Source organism: Massilia sp. TWR1-2-2, from assembly GCF_049897565.1.
Classification (GTDB): domain Bacteria; phylum Pseudomonadota; class Gammaproteobacteria; order Burkholderiales; family Burkholderiaceae_D; genus JAFCUW01.
In genome coordinates this window covers 1-15,766 of the sequence record NZ_JAFCWM010000040.1, presented here as the reverse complement: position 1 = coordinate 15,766, position 15,766 = coordinate 1, and the positions used below count along the sequence as shown (strand labels likewise).

At 65.5% G+C, this 15,766-nt stretch carries 14 protein-coding genes; 6 read left to right on the top strand and 8 right to left on the bottom strand.

The features are described from left to right. Window positions 1–9 precede the first annotated feature (9 nt). Window positions 10–1,659 carry a M28 family metallopeptidase gene (locus tag ACP7DD_RS23845; protein WP_426177531.1) on the bottom strand — a complete coding sequence of 550 codons (1,650 nt, stop codon included), beginning with the start codon at window positions 1,657–1,659 and terminating at the stop codon, window positions 10–12. A gap of 154 nt (window positions 1,660–1,813) precedes the next feature. Further along, window positions 1,814–1,972 carry a hypothetical protein gene (locus tag ACP7DD_RS23840; RefSeq protein ID WP_426177529.1) on the bottom strand — a complete coding sequence of 53 codons (159 nt, stop codon included), beginning with the start codon at window positions 1,970–1,972 and terminating at the stop codon, window positions 1,814–1,816. Between the two features lie 81 nt (window positions 1,973–2,053). On the opposite strand from ACP7DD_RS23840, the gene ACP7DD_RS23835 reads away from it, so the two are divergent. The 6 genes from ACP7DD_RS23835 to ACP7DD_RS23810 all read left to right on the top strand — a co-directional run bounded on the left by ACP7DD_RS23835 (window position 2,054) and on the right by ACP7DD_RS23810 (window position 9,688). Beyond that, window positions 2,054–3,634 carry a MutS-related protein gene (locus tag ACP7DD_RS23835; RefSeq protein WP_426177527.1) on the top strand — a complete coding sequence of 527 codons (1,581 nt, stop codon included), beginning with the start codon at window positions 2,054–2,056 and terminating at the stop codon, window positions 3,632–3,634. 22 nt (window positions 3,635–3,656) lie between these two features. Then, window positions 3,657–4,019 (top strand): hypothetical protein, encoded by a 363-nt coding sequence (locus tag ACP7DD_RS23830; RefSeq protein ID WP_426177525.1) that lies wholly within the window; start codon window positions 3,657–3,659, stop codon window positions 4,017–4,019. A 74-nt stretch (window positions 4,020–4,093) separates the two neighbouring features. Continuing rightward, window positions 4,094–4,372, top strand: coding sequence for a GNAT family N-acetyltransferase (locus ACP7DD_RS23825; protein ID WP_426177523.1), 279 nt, complete (start codon window positions 4,094–4,096; stop codon window positions 4,370–4,372). Window positions 4,373–4,433: 61 nt separating this feature from the next. Beyond that, window positions 4,434–6,077, top strand: a complete 1,644-nt coding sequence (locus ACP7DD_RS23820) for a TonB C-terminal domain-containing protein (RefSeq protein WP_426177522.1) — start codon at window positions 4,434–4,436, stop codon at window positions 6,075–6,077. A gap of 181 nt (window positions 6,078–6,258) precedes the next feature. Further along, window positions 6,259–7,383, top strand: coding sequence for a polysaccharide biosynthesis/export family protein (locus ACP7DD_RS23815; RefSeq protein WP_426177520.1), 1,125 nt, complete (start codon window positions 6,259–6,261; stop codon window positions 7,381–7,383). Between the two features lie 19 nt (window positions 7,384–7,402). Continuing rightward, a complete protein-coding gene (locus tag ACP7DD_RS23810) occupies window positions 7,403–9,688 on the top strand; it encodes a polysaccharide biosynthesis tyrosine autokinase (protein ID WP_426177518.1) in 2,286 nt (761 codons plus the stop codon). 338 nt (window positions 9,689–10,026) lie between these two features. Here the strand turns inward: ACP7DD_RS23810 and ACP7DD_RS23805 are convergent, their stop codons facing one another. The 6 genes from ACP7DD_RS23805 to ACP7DD_RS23780 form a co-directional block, all read right to left on the bottom strand. Continuing rightward, entirely contained in the window at window positions 10,027–11,235 is a 1,209-nt protein-coding gene (locus ACP7DD_RS23805; protein ID WP_426177517.1) for an acyltransferase family protein, read from the bottom strand. A 23-nt stretch (window positions 11,236–11,258) separates the two neighbouring features. Then, window positions 11,259–11,855 carry a phosphatase PAP2 family protein gene (locus ACP7DD_RS23800; protein WP_426177515.1) on the bottom strand — a complete coding sequence of 199 codons (597 nt, stop codon included), beginning with the start codon at window positions 11,853–11,855 and terminating at the stop codon, window positions 11,259–11,261. Window positions 11,856–11,864: 9 nt separating this feature from the next. Continuing rightward, window positions 11,865–12,455: a sugar transferase gene (locus ACP7DD_RS23795; RefSeq protein WP_426177513.1), complete on the bottom strand. Its 591-nt coding sequence runs from the start codon at window positions 12,453–12,455 to the stop codon at window positions 11,865–11,867. Then, window positions 12,452–13,633, bottom strand: coding sequence for a DegT/DnrJ/EryC1/StrS family aminotransferase (locus ACP7DD_RS23790; RefSeq protein ID WP_426177511.1), 1,182 nt, complete (start codon window positions 13,631–13,633; stop codon window positions 12,452–12,454). The genes ACP7DD_RS23795 and ACP7DD_RS23790 overlap by 4 nt, the downstream gene beginning before the upstream one ends. Window positions 13,634–13,681: 48 nt before the next feature. Beyond that, the gene (locus ACP7DD_RS23785; RefSeq protein WP_426177509.1) at window positions 13,682–14,911 is read right to left on the bottom strand and encodes a glycosyltransferase family 4 protein; all 1,230 of its coding nucleotides are present in this window, start codon (window positions 14,909–14,911) and stop codon (window positions 13,682–13,684) included. Window positions 14,912–15,090: 179 nt separating this feature from the next. Continuing rightward, window positions 15,091–15,429, bottom strand: a complete 339-nt coding sequence (locus ACP7DD_RS23780; RefSeq protein ID WP_426177507.1) for a choice-of-anchor Q domain-containing protein — start codon at window positions 15,427–15,429, stop codon at window positions 15,091–15,093. Window positions 15,430–15,766 lie beyond the last annotated feature (337 nt).

Genomic DNA, 15,766 nt, shown 5'->3' with positions numbered 1-15,766 from the left:
GCTTACACATTACTTGCGTTGGCCGGCAGTCTTTTCCCGCACTACGCGAAACTCGGAGTCCTGTGACCAGTTCGGCCATGTGCCCGAGTCGGCCAGGTCGCGGCCCAGCGAATACACGATTTCCAGGTCGCGCGCCATGCCGGTAAATGGCCACTTCGCGCTCCACTCGTCCGACGCCTGGTGGTAGTCGTTATTGGTGTACGCCTTTTCCGAAGCGTCGCCCGCCGCCACGCCGCCGTCGACCCAGTCACGCCCGGAACCGTACGAAATGGCCGGCACGCCGCGCTTGGCGAACGGGAAGTGATCGGAGCGGAAAAAGTAACCCGCTTCCGGTTTTGGATCGGGCGCATACGTCAGTTTCCACTGCTGCGCCTTGGTGACGAGTTGATCGAGCAGGTCGAGTTTCGCGTTGCCAGAAATGGTAAAGGTACGCGCCGGCCCATTGGGACTCAGGGCATCCATGTTGATCACGCCGGCAGTATCGGCCAGCGGATAGATCGGATTGGCCGCGTAGTATTCGGAACCGAGCAAACCTTTTTCTTCTGCCGTCACTGCCAGGAATACCACGCTGCGTTTCGGCGCCGGTGCCTTGCCGTACGCGCGCGCCAGTTCCAGCAGCGCGGCAAGGCCCGTGCCATTGTCGACCGCACCGTTATAGATCTTGTCGCCGCTGGCATTTGGCGCGCCGATGCCGAGGTGATCCCAGTGCGCACTGTAGAGCACGGTCTGTTTCGGCCGCTCGCTGCCTTCGATGCGCGCGGCGACGTTTTTCGATTTGATGACCTGCGCATCGACGGCATAGCCGGCCGACAGCGTGATGCCGGTCAGCGGCAGCGGCGTGAATTCACGCGTTTGCGCCTGCTTCTTGGCCGCCTCGAAATCGAGGCCGGCGCGCTTGAACAGGTCGACAATGACGTCGCGCTGGATCCACGCTTCCATCGGCGCGTGCGATTTGCCTGGCTCCTTGCGGACGATGTCGTACATGACGTTGGTATTCGAATTTTTCACCGTCGGCCAGCCGTACGATGCAGGGCCAGTTTCGTGCACGATGATGGTGCCAAGCGCGCCGCGGCGCGCCATCTCCTCGTACTTGTAGCCCCAGCGGCCGTAATAGGTCATCGCCTTGCCGCCAAAGTCGCCTTCGCCCGATTCGAAATCGGGGTCGTTAATCAGCACGACCGCCAGCTTGCCTTTCAAGTCGGCGCCTTTGAAATCGTCCCAGCGGCGCTCCGGCGCGCTGACGCCATAACCGACAAATACCAGTGGCGCATCCTTGAATTGCACGCGGCGCGCGCCGTTCATCGCGGCGCGCACGGCCATTTGCTCGCCCTGGCTGAAGGTTTCGCTTTTCTTGCCGTCCTTTAAGGTCAGCGTGACCGGGCCCTTGATCTCGAATCGGCCGAGCGGCACGTCCTGCGTCCAGCCGCGCGTGCCCTTGACGATGTCGCCGCCAGGCTTCAGGCCGGCGGCCTTGAATTGCTCGATCAGGTAGGCGACCGTCCTGGTCTCGCCTGGCGTATTTGGGGCACGTCCTTCGAATTCGTCCGACGCCAGGACCTTGACATGCTGCGACAGGCGTTGTGGATCAAATGTGGTTGCGTTCTGCGCATGCGCCGCAAAGGCGGCAAGCATCAGGGGCAGCAGGATGGCATTCTTCAATTGGGATCTCCGGTTTTTGTAAGTGAAAACGGCAGTCTGCATTGCAAGGGCAGATGACTGCCGTGGATGATACCTGTTACTGCGCCAATGTTTCTACACAACTGACGTGACGGTGCCCGCGCGTCGGAATGGTCGGCATCGCAATAATGTTCAATTATTTATCCGGCGTTGATGCCGGCGGATGACCGGCTACCAGCGCGCCGAAGTGCTGGGGCGCAGCTGGCGCGTGCTGCTCGGCGTCGACACCGACCCGGCCGTGATCGCGCGCATCGGCGCCGCTGTGGCGCGCACCCGCCGGGGTCAGTGCCGACATTCGGACACGGCCCCATCCGCGACCGCAGCAACGCCGGTGAAGTACAATGTTTCCGGAACACCATCAATCCGAAAGCAAGTAATGTCCGTGTACCTGCGTCAGGCCGCCGCGTTGCTCCGTTCTCTGTTCCATGTGGCAGATCCCGAACCGGTCGACTATCCCTTCACTGCCGGCGACATCGGCCAGCTGCAGCGCATCGCCGCCGATCCTGCCACGGCCACGGTCGATCAGCCGACCTGGCAAGGGCTGCTGCTCGACCCATACTTTGCAATGGTCGCCGGCGAGGTCAGCATCTTCGGCAAGCAGGTCTTGCACCAGCGCCTGAGCGACGGCCTGGGCGACGCGCCGCGCGCCGCGCTGGGCGAGCGCCTGCGTTTGCTCACGAGCGACCCGGCGCAGCTCGACGCGCTGCGGCGCGCCAGTTCGCCCCTGCGCGCGGCCGACACCGAAATTGCCACGCTGCTGTTCGAAGACGCCTTGCCGCCAATACCGGCATGGTCGGCCACCTTGTGGCTGCTGTTTGCCGGCCTGGCGGCGTCGGTCGCCGCCGTGGCGCTGTCGCCGGCGGCGTGGTTGGGCGCGGGATTTTTTCTGTACCAGTTGATGGCGATCCAGGTTCGCTACTATCAGCGCGTCAGCGCCTGGGAGCGCGCGATGCACGCGGTGCAGATGATGCTGCGCGCCAGCAGCCTGCTGGGCGCGTTGCCGCATCCGTCGCTGCGCGACTTCGCCGGCGCCGCGCCGCATGTGGGAAAGGTCAACCGCAGCCTGGCGCGCTCGCCCGCCGTGAGCCTGGTTCCCGGCATGCGCGCCTACCTCGACTGGTTCGTACTGGCCAACGTCAGCCATTACTTCAAGGGCATCGCCATCGTCCGCGCCCAGCGCGAATTTCTGCGCGACTGTTACACGCGCTGCGCCAATCTCGAGGCCGACATCGCGCTGGCGCGCCACTTGCTGAACACGCCGTCGACGTGCTGGGCCGAGCGTGGCCGCGACGACTGCATCGTGCTCGACCGGGCGGTCCATCCTTTGCTGCAGGCGCCGGCCCCGCTGTCGATCGCGCTGCAAGGCAAGGGCGCCTTCATCTCTGGCCAGAACGGCGTCGGCAAGAGCACGCTGCTGCGCACCATCGGGCTGAACCTGCTGGTGGCGCGCGCGTTCGGGTTCTGCTACGCCGGACGGGCAAGCGTGCCGATGCTGCCGGTGTATGCGAGCATGCAGAACGAGGATTCGCTGCTCGGCGGCGAGAGCCTGTACATCGCCGAACTGCAGCGCGCCAGGCAGCTGCTGGCGACCGCTGCCCATTCGCGGCCGGCAACGTATATCATCGACGAGATATTTTGCGGCACCAACCACCTTGAATCTGTCTCGGCCGCAGCCGCCGTGCTGGACGTTCTCGCCGCCAGCAGCGTCGTGATCGTTTCGTCGCACAACCTGGTGCTGGCGTCGCTGCTGGAACGCAGCCTGGCGCCGTTTTGCGTCACGCTGGACGCCGACGGCGCGCTGCACCTGGCGCCCGGCCTGCTGGCGCATACCAACGGCATCGCCTTGCTGGCCGAGCGCGGCTTCGGCGCCGAGGTGGAATCCGGCGCGGCCAAGGTATTCGACTGGCTGAGCAGTTACCTGGCCGAGCCGGTCGGCGGCAGCGAGGTGCTGACATGAACTTGATGATGGGAACACGATTTTGATACACGATACCAAGGCGCCGAAGATGGGGCGCTTTCCGACCATGGGCACGTCGCTACGGGCCGAAACGCTCGCCGTGTTGCTCGCGTCAAACGACATGGCCGGCGTCGAAAGCCTGTTTGAACACCGCAAGATTGCCCTCAACACGGTGATGCGGGTGTTGATGCGCAAGTATGGCTGGCCGATCGAGCGCCACGATTTTCCGACCAACACGGCCGACGGCCGGGCAGCGTGGGCGTCGGTGTACAGCCTGCCGCAGGAAGTGATCGACGCCGCGCTCGACGCCGGCGGGCGCGACTGGATCGAGGGCGTGCGCGCGGCGCGGGTCGGGCGCGCGAAACGCCCGCTGAGGCGCCCATGAGCACCACCGTCAGGATCGCCGCGCCGGCCTAGCTGGAATCGGTCAACCAGCGTTATCGCGACATCGCATATCGCTTGTCCGAGGCCGACGACGTGCAGCTCGTCGCCGAGGTCGACGGCGCGCCGGCCGGGCTCGCCCGCATCACGCCGATCGCGCCGCGCATCGGCGAATTGGGCGGCATCGTCGTGTTCCCGGAATGTCGCGGCGGCGGTGTTGCGCGCCAGATCATCGATGCGCTGCTGGCAACGGCGGACGACGATTTCCTGTACTGCCTGCCGTTCGGTAACCTGGAGGATCAGCGCGCCGGGCCGGCATTGACGTGCGCCCAGCGTGCCTGCTCGCTTTACGGTTGAGAACACGATATGCTGATGGCCCGACCATACGCCCGGCTCCTGCTGTGCCATTACGTCCTGCATGAGCCCTGCCACCGCAAATCGCCGCGCCGCACCACCTGACCTCGTCAACCGCAGGCTGGCGACCGGCCTGTTGTTATCCATTCTCGTGCACGCGATGCTGTTGTTGCTGCAGTTCGGCGTCCCCGGACTGGGGCTGCCGGCGCCGTCCGCGCCGCAGCCGGTCAGCGTGAAGCTGGCGTCCGCCGAGCCGGCCTTGCCGCCCGTTGCAGCACCGTCGCTCGACGCGTTGCCGCCGTTGCCGCCGTTGCCGTTGCCGCCGTTGCCGGTGCCGCCGGCCGGCATGCGTGTCATCGCGCCGGCGAGCGAGGCGCCGAAGGCGCCCGTGTCGCAAGCCATCAAGCCCAAACGCAGCACACCGCGCCGCATCCGCCGGCCGCTGCCGCCCAGCGACCTGGTCGAAACACCGACCCAGGTGATCGCGCAGGACAACAAACTCAGCGACTTCGCGCTGCCGATGGCGCAGCCTGAGGAGGCGCAGCAACAGAGAACCGACCCGAAAGCGGCGCAGGACGGCACCGACGACGGCGTCGACAAGCAGGCGGCGCTGCTGGCCGAGACGGCGCGCAAGGAGGACGAGGAGCGGGTGGCCCTGCTGGCGGCCGAAGCGAAGGCGCAGCAGGAGCGGCTGCTGGCGCGGCAAGCGCAGGAATTGAAGCTGGAGCAACAGCGGCGCGCTGATGAACTTGCAGCGCGCCGGCAGGCCGACGAACGCGATAGTCGCCAGGCAGCACTGCGCCAGCAGCAAGCCGATGAACGCACGGCGCAGGAACAACTGCGCCGGCAGCAGGCCGATCAGCTGGCGGCCAGGCAGCAGGCCGATGAGCTGGCGCTGAGGCAGCGTGCGCAGGAGCGGGCGGCGCTTCTGCAAACGGAAGCGCTGGCAGCCCGGCAGCGGACCAAGGAGCTGGCACGGCAGAACGCTGAGCAGGCGGAGCAACTGGTGCGCCGCCAGACCGAGCAGGCGGCCCGCCAGCAAGCCGAGCAGGTCGCCAAACAGTTGGCCGACGAGGCGGCCCGGCGGCAGTCCGAACAGCTGGCCCGCCAGCGAGCCGAACAGGCAGCAGCGGCGGGCGAGCGCGAGCGCGCCCTGGCGGCAGCGCAGCGGGACGCCGGCACCACGGGCGCCGGCCCGGGCGGCGCGGGAGCCGGCGGCGGCGGCAGCACGGCGCCGAAAAACCTGCTCGGCAGCGACATCGGCAATCGAGTGCGCGAACTGACCGGCGGCATCGATCTGTTAAAAGGCGCGCCGCCGCCGCGCGTACGCGACGACCCTGAGCGCGGCGGCCGCCGCCTCGTCTCCGGCGCCGCCGAGCAGGACGTGCCGGTGCGCATGTACGTCGACAGCTTCCGCCAGAAGGTCGAACGCAACGGCGGCCTGGCGTTCGCCCCGCGCGCGGCCGACGCGGTGCGCATCGAGCCGCTGGTGAGCGTGGCGCTGCGCAGCGACGGCAGCGTCGAGGAGGTCACCATCGTCCGTTCGAGCGGTCACGCCGAGACCGACAACGCGGTGCGCCGCATCATCCGCCTCAACGCCCGTTATTCGGCATTCCCGCCGAACATCGCCAACCGCTACGACGTGATCGAAATTCGCCGCATCTGGAGCTTTGCCGAATCGCTCCGCTTGCTCGAAGAATTGCGCTAGCGCGCGCGCCGCCAGGCGCGACCGTTAATTCATGCATGAGTTCGCGCCATTCGCGGCGCCCCTGTTGCCGCGTACTTCAGTTCAGCAGGCATTTTGATGTGCAGCAAGGTCTGCCTTGCGACAGGCCTTACTCTGGCCCTGAAGGCCATTCGCTGGCGTGCTTCACATGGACAAAAAAATCATGAAATTTCATATCGAAACCACAATTTCTTGTGCTGCCGGCCGCGCGCTGGCGTGCCTGCTGGCGCTGGCGCTGGCCGGCTGCAGCTTCTTCGGCAGCCGGCAAAGCAACCCGGTAGCGAGCGGTCCGGCGGGCGCCGCGCCGCGCACCGAGCTGATCACGCCACAACTGATCGCGGCCGAACAGGTCAAGCGCGAGTCGGCCGTGCGCCAGGACCTGTCGAAGCTGGTCGAACCGAATCCGCCTTCCTACACCATCGGGCGCGGCGACATCCTGTCGATCGTCGTCTGGGACCATCCCGAACTCGGCGGCACGGTCGTCACGCCGGCCTCCGGCGCGGCTGAGCTGAGCAACAACGGCGTGCCGCCGTCCGGCTTCGTCGTCGACTCCGAAGGGCGCATCCAGTTCCCGTTCGCCGGTACGCTCAAGCTCGAAGGACTGACCGAGGACAAGGCGCGCGACCTGCTGGCAAGCAAGCTGGCACGCTACATTGCCCAGCCCAACGTCACCTTGCGCGTGCAGGCTTACCGCAGCAAGCGCGTCTACATCGACGGCGAGGTCAAGTCGCCAGGCCTGCAGGCCATCAACGATATCCCGATGACGCTGATGGAAGCGCTGAACCGCGCCGGCGGCCTGCTGCCCACTGCCGACCAGAGCCGCCTGGTGCTCGAGCGCGGCGACCAGCGCTACCGCATCGACCTGCGCGAACTGGTACAAAAAGGCATCAATCCCGGCAACGTCATGCTCGCGCCCGGCGACGTCGTGCGCATCCATTCACGCGACGAGAGCAAGGTGTTCGTCTCCGGCGAAGTGGTCACGCCGCGCGCACTGACGATGCATAACGGCCGCCTGACGCTCAATGAAGCGCTGGGCGAATCGGGCGGCGTCAGCCCGCTGTCGGGCGATGCGCGCCAGGTGTATGTGGTGCGCAAGACCGGCGAGGGCACGCGCGTCTACCAGCTCGACGCGCGCGTTACCGGCGCCATGGCGATGGCCGAAGGTTTCGAGCTTCATCCGAAAGACGTCGTGTATGTCGCGGCCTCGCCGCTGGCCAACTGGCACCGCAACCTCAGCCTGCTGATTCCCGGCGCCCTTACTTCCGCAGTCGGGGTGACCAAACCCTGAGCACTTCCGAGGATCCCCTATGGACAAACCAAGCGAACAGCATCCCGTTTCCAATGTTTTGCATCACGAATTGCCTGCGCTAAATATGCAGTGGGATCCGCGCGCGCCGGATATTTCCGGCGATGACGCGCCGGTCGACCTGAAGTCCCATTTCCAGACAATCTGGGAAAGTCGGGCGCTGGTGGGAGCGGTCACCGCGGTGGTGATGCTCGTGGCGCTGCTGTACGTGCTGATCGTCAAGCCGGTGTACGAGGCGAACTTGATGATCCACGTCGAGGAGGAAAGTCCGAACGCGTCGAAAAACATCCTCAGCGAAGCGTCGTCGCTGTTCGAAACGAAAAAGGCGGCGATCGCCGAAATGGAACTGCTGCGCTCGCGCATGGTCATTTCGCGCGCGGTCGACAACCTGCAGCTGTATGTCGAGGCGCAGCCGAAGTATTTCCCCATTGGCGGCTTCTGGATTGCCAACCAGGCCAAGGGCGAGCTCGCCGAGCCCGGCATATTCGGCTGGGGCGGCTACGTATGGGGCGGCGAGAAGATCGAGGTGGCCGCGTTCAACGTGCCCGACACCGTGCTCAATCGCGAGTTTGTGGTCACCGCGCTGGCCGACGGGCGCTACCGCTTCGGCGGCGGCGGCGGGGCGCCCCCGTTCGAAGGCGCGGTCGGCAAGCGCTACCTGGTGAGCACTGCCGACGGCAACGTCGAGCTGAAGGTCGAGCGCATGAGCGCGCGCCCCGGCGCCGAGTTCACGCTGCGCCGCATGTCGCGCCTGGGCACCATCCAGCGCATCCAGAACGCGATGGTCATCAGCGAGCAGGGCAAGCAGTCGGGCGTCATTGAAGTCAAGCTGCAGGGGGAAAGCGCCAAGCGCATCAATCAGCTGCTCAGCGAAATCGGCCGCGAATACATGCGCCAGAACTTGGCGCGCAAGACGGAGGAAGCGGAAAAATCGCTGGCCTTCCTCAACCAGCAGCTGCCGATCCTGAAGCGCCAGCTCGAGCAGTCGGAAGACCGCTATAACCATTTCCGCAACACGCACGGCACCATCGACTTGCGCGAGGAAGCGCGCATGAGCCTGCAACAGGCGGCCGCCGCGCGCACCCGCCGGCTCGACCTGATCCAGAAGAAGACCGAGCTGCTGTCGCGCTTTACCGAGAACCACCCGATCGTCCAGGGCGTCAACGGCCAGCGCCGCGAGGTCGACGCCGAGATCGACGATGTCGCCCGGCGCATTCGCACCTTGCCGGTGCTGGAGCAGGACGAGACGCGGCTGACGCGCGAGATCAAGGTCAACACCGACCTGTACACGGCGCTGTCGAATACGGCGCAACAGCTGCGCCTCATTTCCGTCGGCCGGGTCAGCAATGTGCGCATGATCGACGCGCCGATGCCGCCGGAAAAGGCGCTCAAACCGAACCGGCCAGTGATCATGGTGCTGGCGACGGTGATGGGCCTGTTCCTGGGCAGCGTCGTTGCCATTGCCCGAAAGGCAATGAAGGGCGGCATCGACGACCCGCAAACGATCGAGCGCCTGCTGCGCGCGCGCGTCGTGTACGCCACCATTCCCCACAGCGCGAACCAGGAAAAGCTGATGAAAATGGTGCGCGGCGACGGCGCGCTGCTGCCGCTGCTGGCGCACGCGATGCCGGAAGACATCGCCATCGAGAGCCTGCGCAGTTTCCGCGCCGCGCTGCAGTTCTCGATGCCGCACTTCAAGAACAATATCGTCATGCTGGCCGGGCCCACCCGCAACCTGGGCAAGTCGTTCGTCGCCGCCAACTTCGCCGCCGTGATGGCGGCCAGCGGCAAGCGCGTGCTGCTGATCGACGCCGACCTGCGCACCGGCCAGCTGCACCGCTATTTCGGGCTCAGCCGCGACCAGGGGCTGTCGAAGGCGATCACCGGTTCCTTGCCGGTCGAGCAAGTGATCCATCGCGGCGTGATGGAAAACCTCGACTTCATCCCGACCGGGCCGTTGCCGCCGAACCGCTCCGAGTTCCTTTTGCACCTCAATTTTGGCTCGCTGCTCGAGACACTCAGCGCCAATTACGACCTGGTGCTGCTCGATCCGCCGCCGATCCTGGCGGTGGCCGACGCGCTGATCATTGGCGCGCACGCCGGCGCCGTCTTCATCCTGACGCGCGCCGGCATCACCACCGAAGCCGAGATCAACGAGTCGATCAAGCACCTCAACCACGCCGGCATCGCGCCGCAGGGCGTGCTGTTCAACGACATGGCGCTGCGCCTTGGCGGCCGCCGCGACTACAGCGACGACGCCGCCGCCCAGCTCGGCTACTCGGCCTAGTTACCACGCCAGGCCGCCGCTGCCGTTCACGGCGCGGCGGCTTTTCTGACGGCAGCTGCGCCGTCGACGCTTCTTCAATCCCTGCTGTTCAGACAGGCCCGGTACCTCAAGGCGCCCGATCGCCGCTGCGCCACCAGTCCAGCCGAGCGCGCCGGCCCGCCAAACGGGAACGTGCTCATCGGCGTCCGCGCTGATCCGCATTGAAAACCGGGTCTGACCCGTTTTCCGGTAAGCGCTCGGGGCTTTGACTTCAATGTGGGACTGCTACGCCCCGCAGTTTAGGCATTTGTCAGCGGCACGGCACCGTGCCATGGTCGAATGAAGCGCCGAGTCTGACGTCAACTGTCCGCGGGCGCGGTGCGCCCGGCCGGCAACGGCGTGCCGTGGCCCGACAGTCGGTCTTTGATCAGCCGGCGGATCCGGTAAGTCTGCGATTCGAACATCCGGTATGCCAGATATGCGCCAAGCATCACCAGGGCCAGCATGCCGAAGTAAATGGCGAAATGCAGCGGCGCGGCAGGCGAGAGATGGCGCAGTCCGTAGAGGCCGGTCATCCAGTGCTGCATCAGGACGATCAACGGCACGTGCAGCACATACAAGGTGAACGAGAATTCGGCGAAGAACTTGCCGATGCCTGCCAGCGGCCGCTGCCATTTCGATGCCGGCGCCGCCTGGAATTGCAGGCTCGACAAAAATACCAGGAACATCAGGCTGCACACCAGGTCTTGCATATAGGTCTGCGGTCCGATGTCGTCGTTGGTGCCAGTGAGGCGGGAATACACCGACACCGCCAGCAGCAGTACCAGCCAGACGCAGCGCGCAACCAGTCCTGCCTCGATGCGCAGGCGCGAGAATGCCACGCCGAGCAGCCAGATCGAGAAATACAGCACGATGTTGTGCGGCAGGAAAGCGGCCAGCGCCACCAGACTCAGCGCGCACGCCGTGCGATTAACGAGCCGGCGCGCCGTAAACATCAGCACCAGCAGCGGAAACATCACGTAATACCAGGTCTCGTTGGCCAGGCTCCAGAGCGGGAAGTTGCCGCCGAATTCGGGCACGGCGACGCCGCCCTGCAGGCCGACCAGGTTGCCGGCGAAGGCGGCGGCGGAAAACTCGTTGGCGGGAGACACATCGATGCCTCCCCACACGGTCTCGCCGGTGCCAAGGCTAAACAGCAAGGTCAGCGCGAACGTGGGAATGAGCACCGTCCACAAGCGCGACATGCGGTCGATCGCATAATTCGCGATGGCGTCGGGCTGGCCAGCCCGGTTGAGCAGGCTGCCGCCGACCAGCCAGCCGCTGATGACGAAAAACAGCAGCACGGCCTGGTGCCCGAAACCGGTGAAAAACGCCAATGCCTGATACGCCAGCGATGGATCCTGGATCGTGCGCAGGCCCGGATACATGACCGCCCGGAGGTGGGCGGCGGCCACCTCGAAAGCGGCCAGGCCGCGCAACAGTGATATCAGTATGGAATGCCAGCTGTCCTCGCCGAGCTGGCTGTGCTTCTGGAATGCCAGGCTCGGCATATTTGTTTTCTTGCGCATGATGATGTCCTCGTTAAGTGTGCTCAGCCCCATGGAAAGGGCACGGCGTTGCCGGATAAAATACGGGCGGTGCGATACATCAGATAGCCGAAGGGAAACGAACGCATCATCCAGGCTGCGGTCGCGAACACGATCGCCAGGCACAGCATGCCGTGGGCGGGGCGTTGCGCCGGCAAGTCGCCGGCCAGCCAGATGCCGCCGAGGCTGACGGTGGCGCCGAGCATCCAGCCCGCCATCGCCTCGGCCGCACTATGCTCGCCGCCGGTGACCAGCAGCACGCCCATCAGCACCCCGAGCGCCAGCCCGGCGGCGATGGCGGCGGCCCGCGCAGCCTGGCCGCGGTGCCGAATGAGCAGGTAGAACAGCAACGGAGCGATGGCGGTGATGCCTGCCGCATGGCCGCTGGCGGCCTTGAACTCGAGCCCCGGCAGCGCGTTACCCCACGCGAGGTAGGCGATCTTCGAGGCGCCGACCAGGCCGATCCCGGCGGCGAACAGCACGCTCCACCAGAGCGCCACGCGCCAGGCGCGCGCAGCGAGCAGCCAGGCGGCGATGCCGGCGGCGGCGGCCAGGGTCAGGGAAATGTCGCCGAGGTGCAGTAATTTGTCCGAGTACGCCATACCGCCTCATCAATGCAGGAGGGCGGTCAAGGTGCTGGCTATGATGCGCACGTCGGTCCAGAAGCTGCGTTCCCTGACATAGCGGACGTAATAGTCGAGCTTGGTGGGCAGGATGGTATCGACATAGGCGCGCTCGGGATCGACGGCGCGGCCAAGAATGTCGCTTTCCTCGCGGTACAGGATCGAGGCCCAGTCGGTAATTCCGGGCGCGACCGACAGCACGATGGCGCGCACCGCCGGCGGGTAGCAGGCAACGTAGCGCGGTACTTCCGGCCGCGGCCCCACCAGGCTCATGGTACCGTGCAAAACGTTGATCAGCTGCGGCAGTTCGTCCAGCTTGTGCTTGCGCAGGAAGGCGCCGGCGCCGGTGATGCGGCGATCTTGCCCGATCGTCAGCTGGGCCGACGTGTCGGGCGTCGCCGCCATCGTGCGAAACTTGTAAATTGAAAACAGCTCGCCGTGCCGTCCGACCCGCTGCTGGCGGAAAAACACCGGACCGGGCGAGTCGAGCCTGATCCACAGCGCCGCCAGCACGAACAGCGGCGCCAGCACGATCAGCCCGGCCAGCGACGCGGCAATGTCGAACAGGCGTTTGCTCATGACAGCAGTTCGCGCACGCCGGCAATCACCCGCTGGTGCTCGGCGTCGCTCATCTTGGTATACAAGGGCAGTGTCAGCATCGATGCGTAGCTTGCTTCGGCAGCCGGGAACTGTTGCGGCAACAGGTCGCCACTGTCGCGCCAGTAGGGGTGACGATGCAGCGGAATGAAGTGGACGCTGGTGCCGATGCCCAGCGTCGACAGGCCGGCGATCAGCGCATCGCGGCCGAGCGGGGCGGCTTCGGCCAGCCGCACCACAAAAAGGTGCCAGGCATGGCCGCTGCCGGCGGCGGCATCGGGCGGCAGCTGCAGCGGCAGCCCCTTCAAGCCGTCGAAGTAAGCCTGCGCCAGGGCCTTGCGGCGCAGCAGGAAGCGGTCGATCTTGCGCAGCTGCTGCACGCCGATGGCGGCGGCGATATCGGTCAGGTTGTACTTGAAGCCGGCCGCGACGACTTCGTAAAACCACGCCGGGCTGGTCGAGGTGTAACGGGCGAACGCGTCCTGCTTGATGCCGTGGATGCGCATCAGCCGAACCCGCGCGGCCAATGCCGCATCGCGCGTAACCACCATGCCGCCTTCACCGGTCGTCATGGTCTTGTTGGCGTAGAAACTGAAAACCGTGACGTCGCTGCCGAGGGTGCCGACCAGCTGGCCCTTGTAGACGGTGGGGAACGCGTGCGCCGCATCTTCGACGACGCGCAGCCGGTGCCTGGCCGCGACCTCGAGGATTGCATCCATGTCGCACGCCAGGCCGGCATAGTGCACCGGAATCACCGCTTTGGTACGCGGCGTGATGGCCGCTTCGATGGCGGCCGCCTCGATGTTCAGAGTGACGGGGTTGACGTCGACCAGCACCGGCTGCGCGCCGAGGTAGCGCACCACTTCGGCGGTAGCGGTAAACGTCATGGTCGGCACGATCACTTCGTCGCCGGGGCCGATGCCGAGCGCCTCGAGCGCCAGGTGCAGGCCGGCGGTGGCTGAATTGACAGAGACCGTTTCCAGGCCGCCGCCCAGATAGGCGCCGAACTCCTGCTCGAACTGGCGTGTTTTGGGTCCGGTGGTCACCCAGCCAGAGCGCAGGCAGGCAACGACTTCGGCAATTTCTTCTTCGCCGATGTCAGGCAGGGCGAAGGGCAAAAAGGGCAGGGCATCCGTTGGCGCCACGTTCGGTCCGGTCATGTTTTTTTTCCTGGTTAACAACATCGCTGCACAATGCCTGCGCCACAGTCAGGCGCAGGCCTTCAAGAATCGTTCTCCCAGCACGGGGTAGGTCAGGTTTTCGAGGACGAATTTCTTGCCACGCTGTCCCATCGCCTTGCGCTGCGCGGGATCCATCGCCAGCATGCTGCGCACGCCCTGCGTGACGGCGGCGGCGTCTTCGGCGCGCACCGCCAGGCCGCAGCCCGATTCGCTCACCAGGTCATTGCCCGACTCGATCGCGTACAGCACCGGGCGCGCCGCCATCATGTAGTCGATCAGCTTGTTGGGGGCGACGCCGAAGCGAAACAGCGGCTGGCGCTGCAGGCCGATGTAGGCCAGGTCGAAGCACTGCAGCAGAGCCGGCACGTGATCCTTCGGTACCGGATTGATGAACACGACGTTGTGCAGCCCCTCGTCGCGCGCGCGCCGTTGCAGGCGCGCTTTTTCCGGGCCGCCGCCGGCGAGCACGAACGCCACCGGCTCGTGGCGCATCATCGCGGCAGCGTCGAGGTAGGTGTCGAGCGCGTTGGCCACGCCATGGCTGCCGGCGAAGCCGACGACGAACTGGCCGCGCCGGCGCAGCGCCGACAGCGTGTCGGCGGAGGGGCCGGCCAGCGGCTGCACCTCGCGCAGCCACTCGGCCGGGTCGGTGCCGTTCGGCACCAGGTGCAGCTTGTCGGGCGCCATGCCGTGCGCTTCGAGATGGTCGCGCACGTTGGGCAGGATCGAGACGACCGCGTTCGAATGGCGGCAGGCGTAGTTCTCGGCGGCCTGCAGCAGCATGATGAAGGGGTGCCATTTCGAGCGGCCGCCCAGCTCCATCGGCGACAGCGGCCACAGGTCGTGCACCTCGAACAACAGGCGCGCGCAGGCCAGCCGGGCGATGCGGTGCGCCGGCCAGATGTCGAGCGGATAGGTGCTCGACGCGATGACGACATCGGGCTTGAAACCGTGCGCCAGGCTGGCCGCTTCGCGGTACAGCCGCAGCACAAACGACGCCATATTGAGCGCGCGCGTGGCGCCGTTGCCGGAGTAGGCCGGCGTGTCGAACCAGGTGTAGTCGATGCCATCGATGGTTTCGTCCAGACGCGACAGACCGCCCAGGCGCGGGCTCTCGGCGCGCACGTGCGAGCGGGCCGAAGCGACTATCCTGACCTGGTGGCCAAGGCGACGCCACTCGCGCGCCAGATAGTAAGGCCGGTATTCCATGCCGTGCCGCAGCGAACCGGCATAGTGATTAATCAGCAGAATATTCACGGGATCCCAGTGTTGTCAGGTCGTTATCAGACGATATCAACGCAGAAGTACCGCGTATTGAAACGACGCAATCGGACGGGTAGCGCAGCGAACTATTCTTGTAAAAACAACATAAAAAAATACCCGCGCGAAGCTCAGCTTCGCGCGGGGTCCGGGCAGGGCAGCGTGGTGCCTACTGCTTAGAAGCTTTCATACGCACCGATGTCATGCGCGGCGCCGCGAGGGCGTGCGTAGTAATCGATGTCAGTTGTCGGCGCCGAGGCAGCCAGGCCCTTGTCGATCGCCGGCGAACTGCTCTGCAGACGATAGTTACCGGTGCCATTGGCCTGGTAGTTGACGAACAGCGGGTTCAGCGCGATGGTGCCGGTAGCGGTGCCCGTCCTCAGCGAAATGCCCCTGCCGTTGCCGTACACCAGGTTGTTGGCGGTGATGTTGCCGGTGCCGATGCAATTGACGCCCGAGTAGCAGTACTGGATGATCGACACGCCCGGATTGTTGTACCTGAACCTGAAGTACAAGTTCTGATCGGGTAGATCGTCAGTAAAAGAACGGAGTTGCGGCGCCCTTTTTGTGTGCGAAAAACTGGTGTCAGGTCTGACATTCGGACATTGTTAGGACGAAATGTCCGAATGTCAGACCTGACACCCGTACTTGGGGTGCAACGGCTGCGGCCACTCGCGTGATCGAAAATGTGACGAAGGTGCGCCAGCGAACGGTTGCGTCAATCGCGCGCGCTTAACAGGCTGTTGAAAAATCCCGCCGCCCTGTCAACGGGACGGCGGGGGTATACGTTGTGTAATGAGAACAACTTTCCCCTTCGAAACTATGCGCAAGACCGACGTCACCCAGCACGCC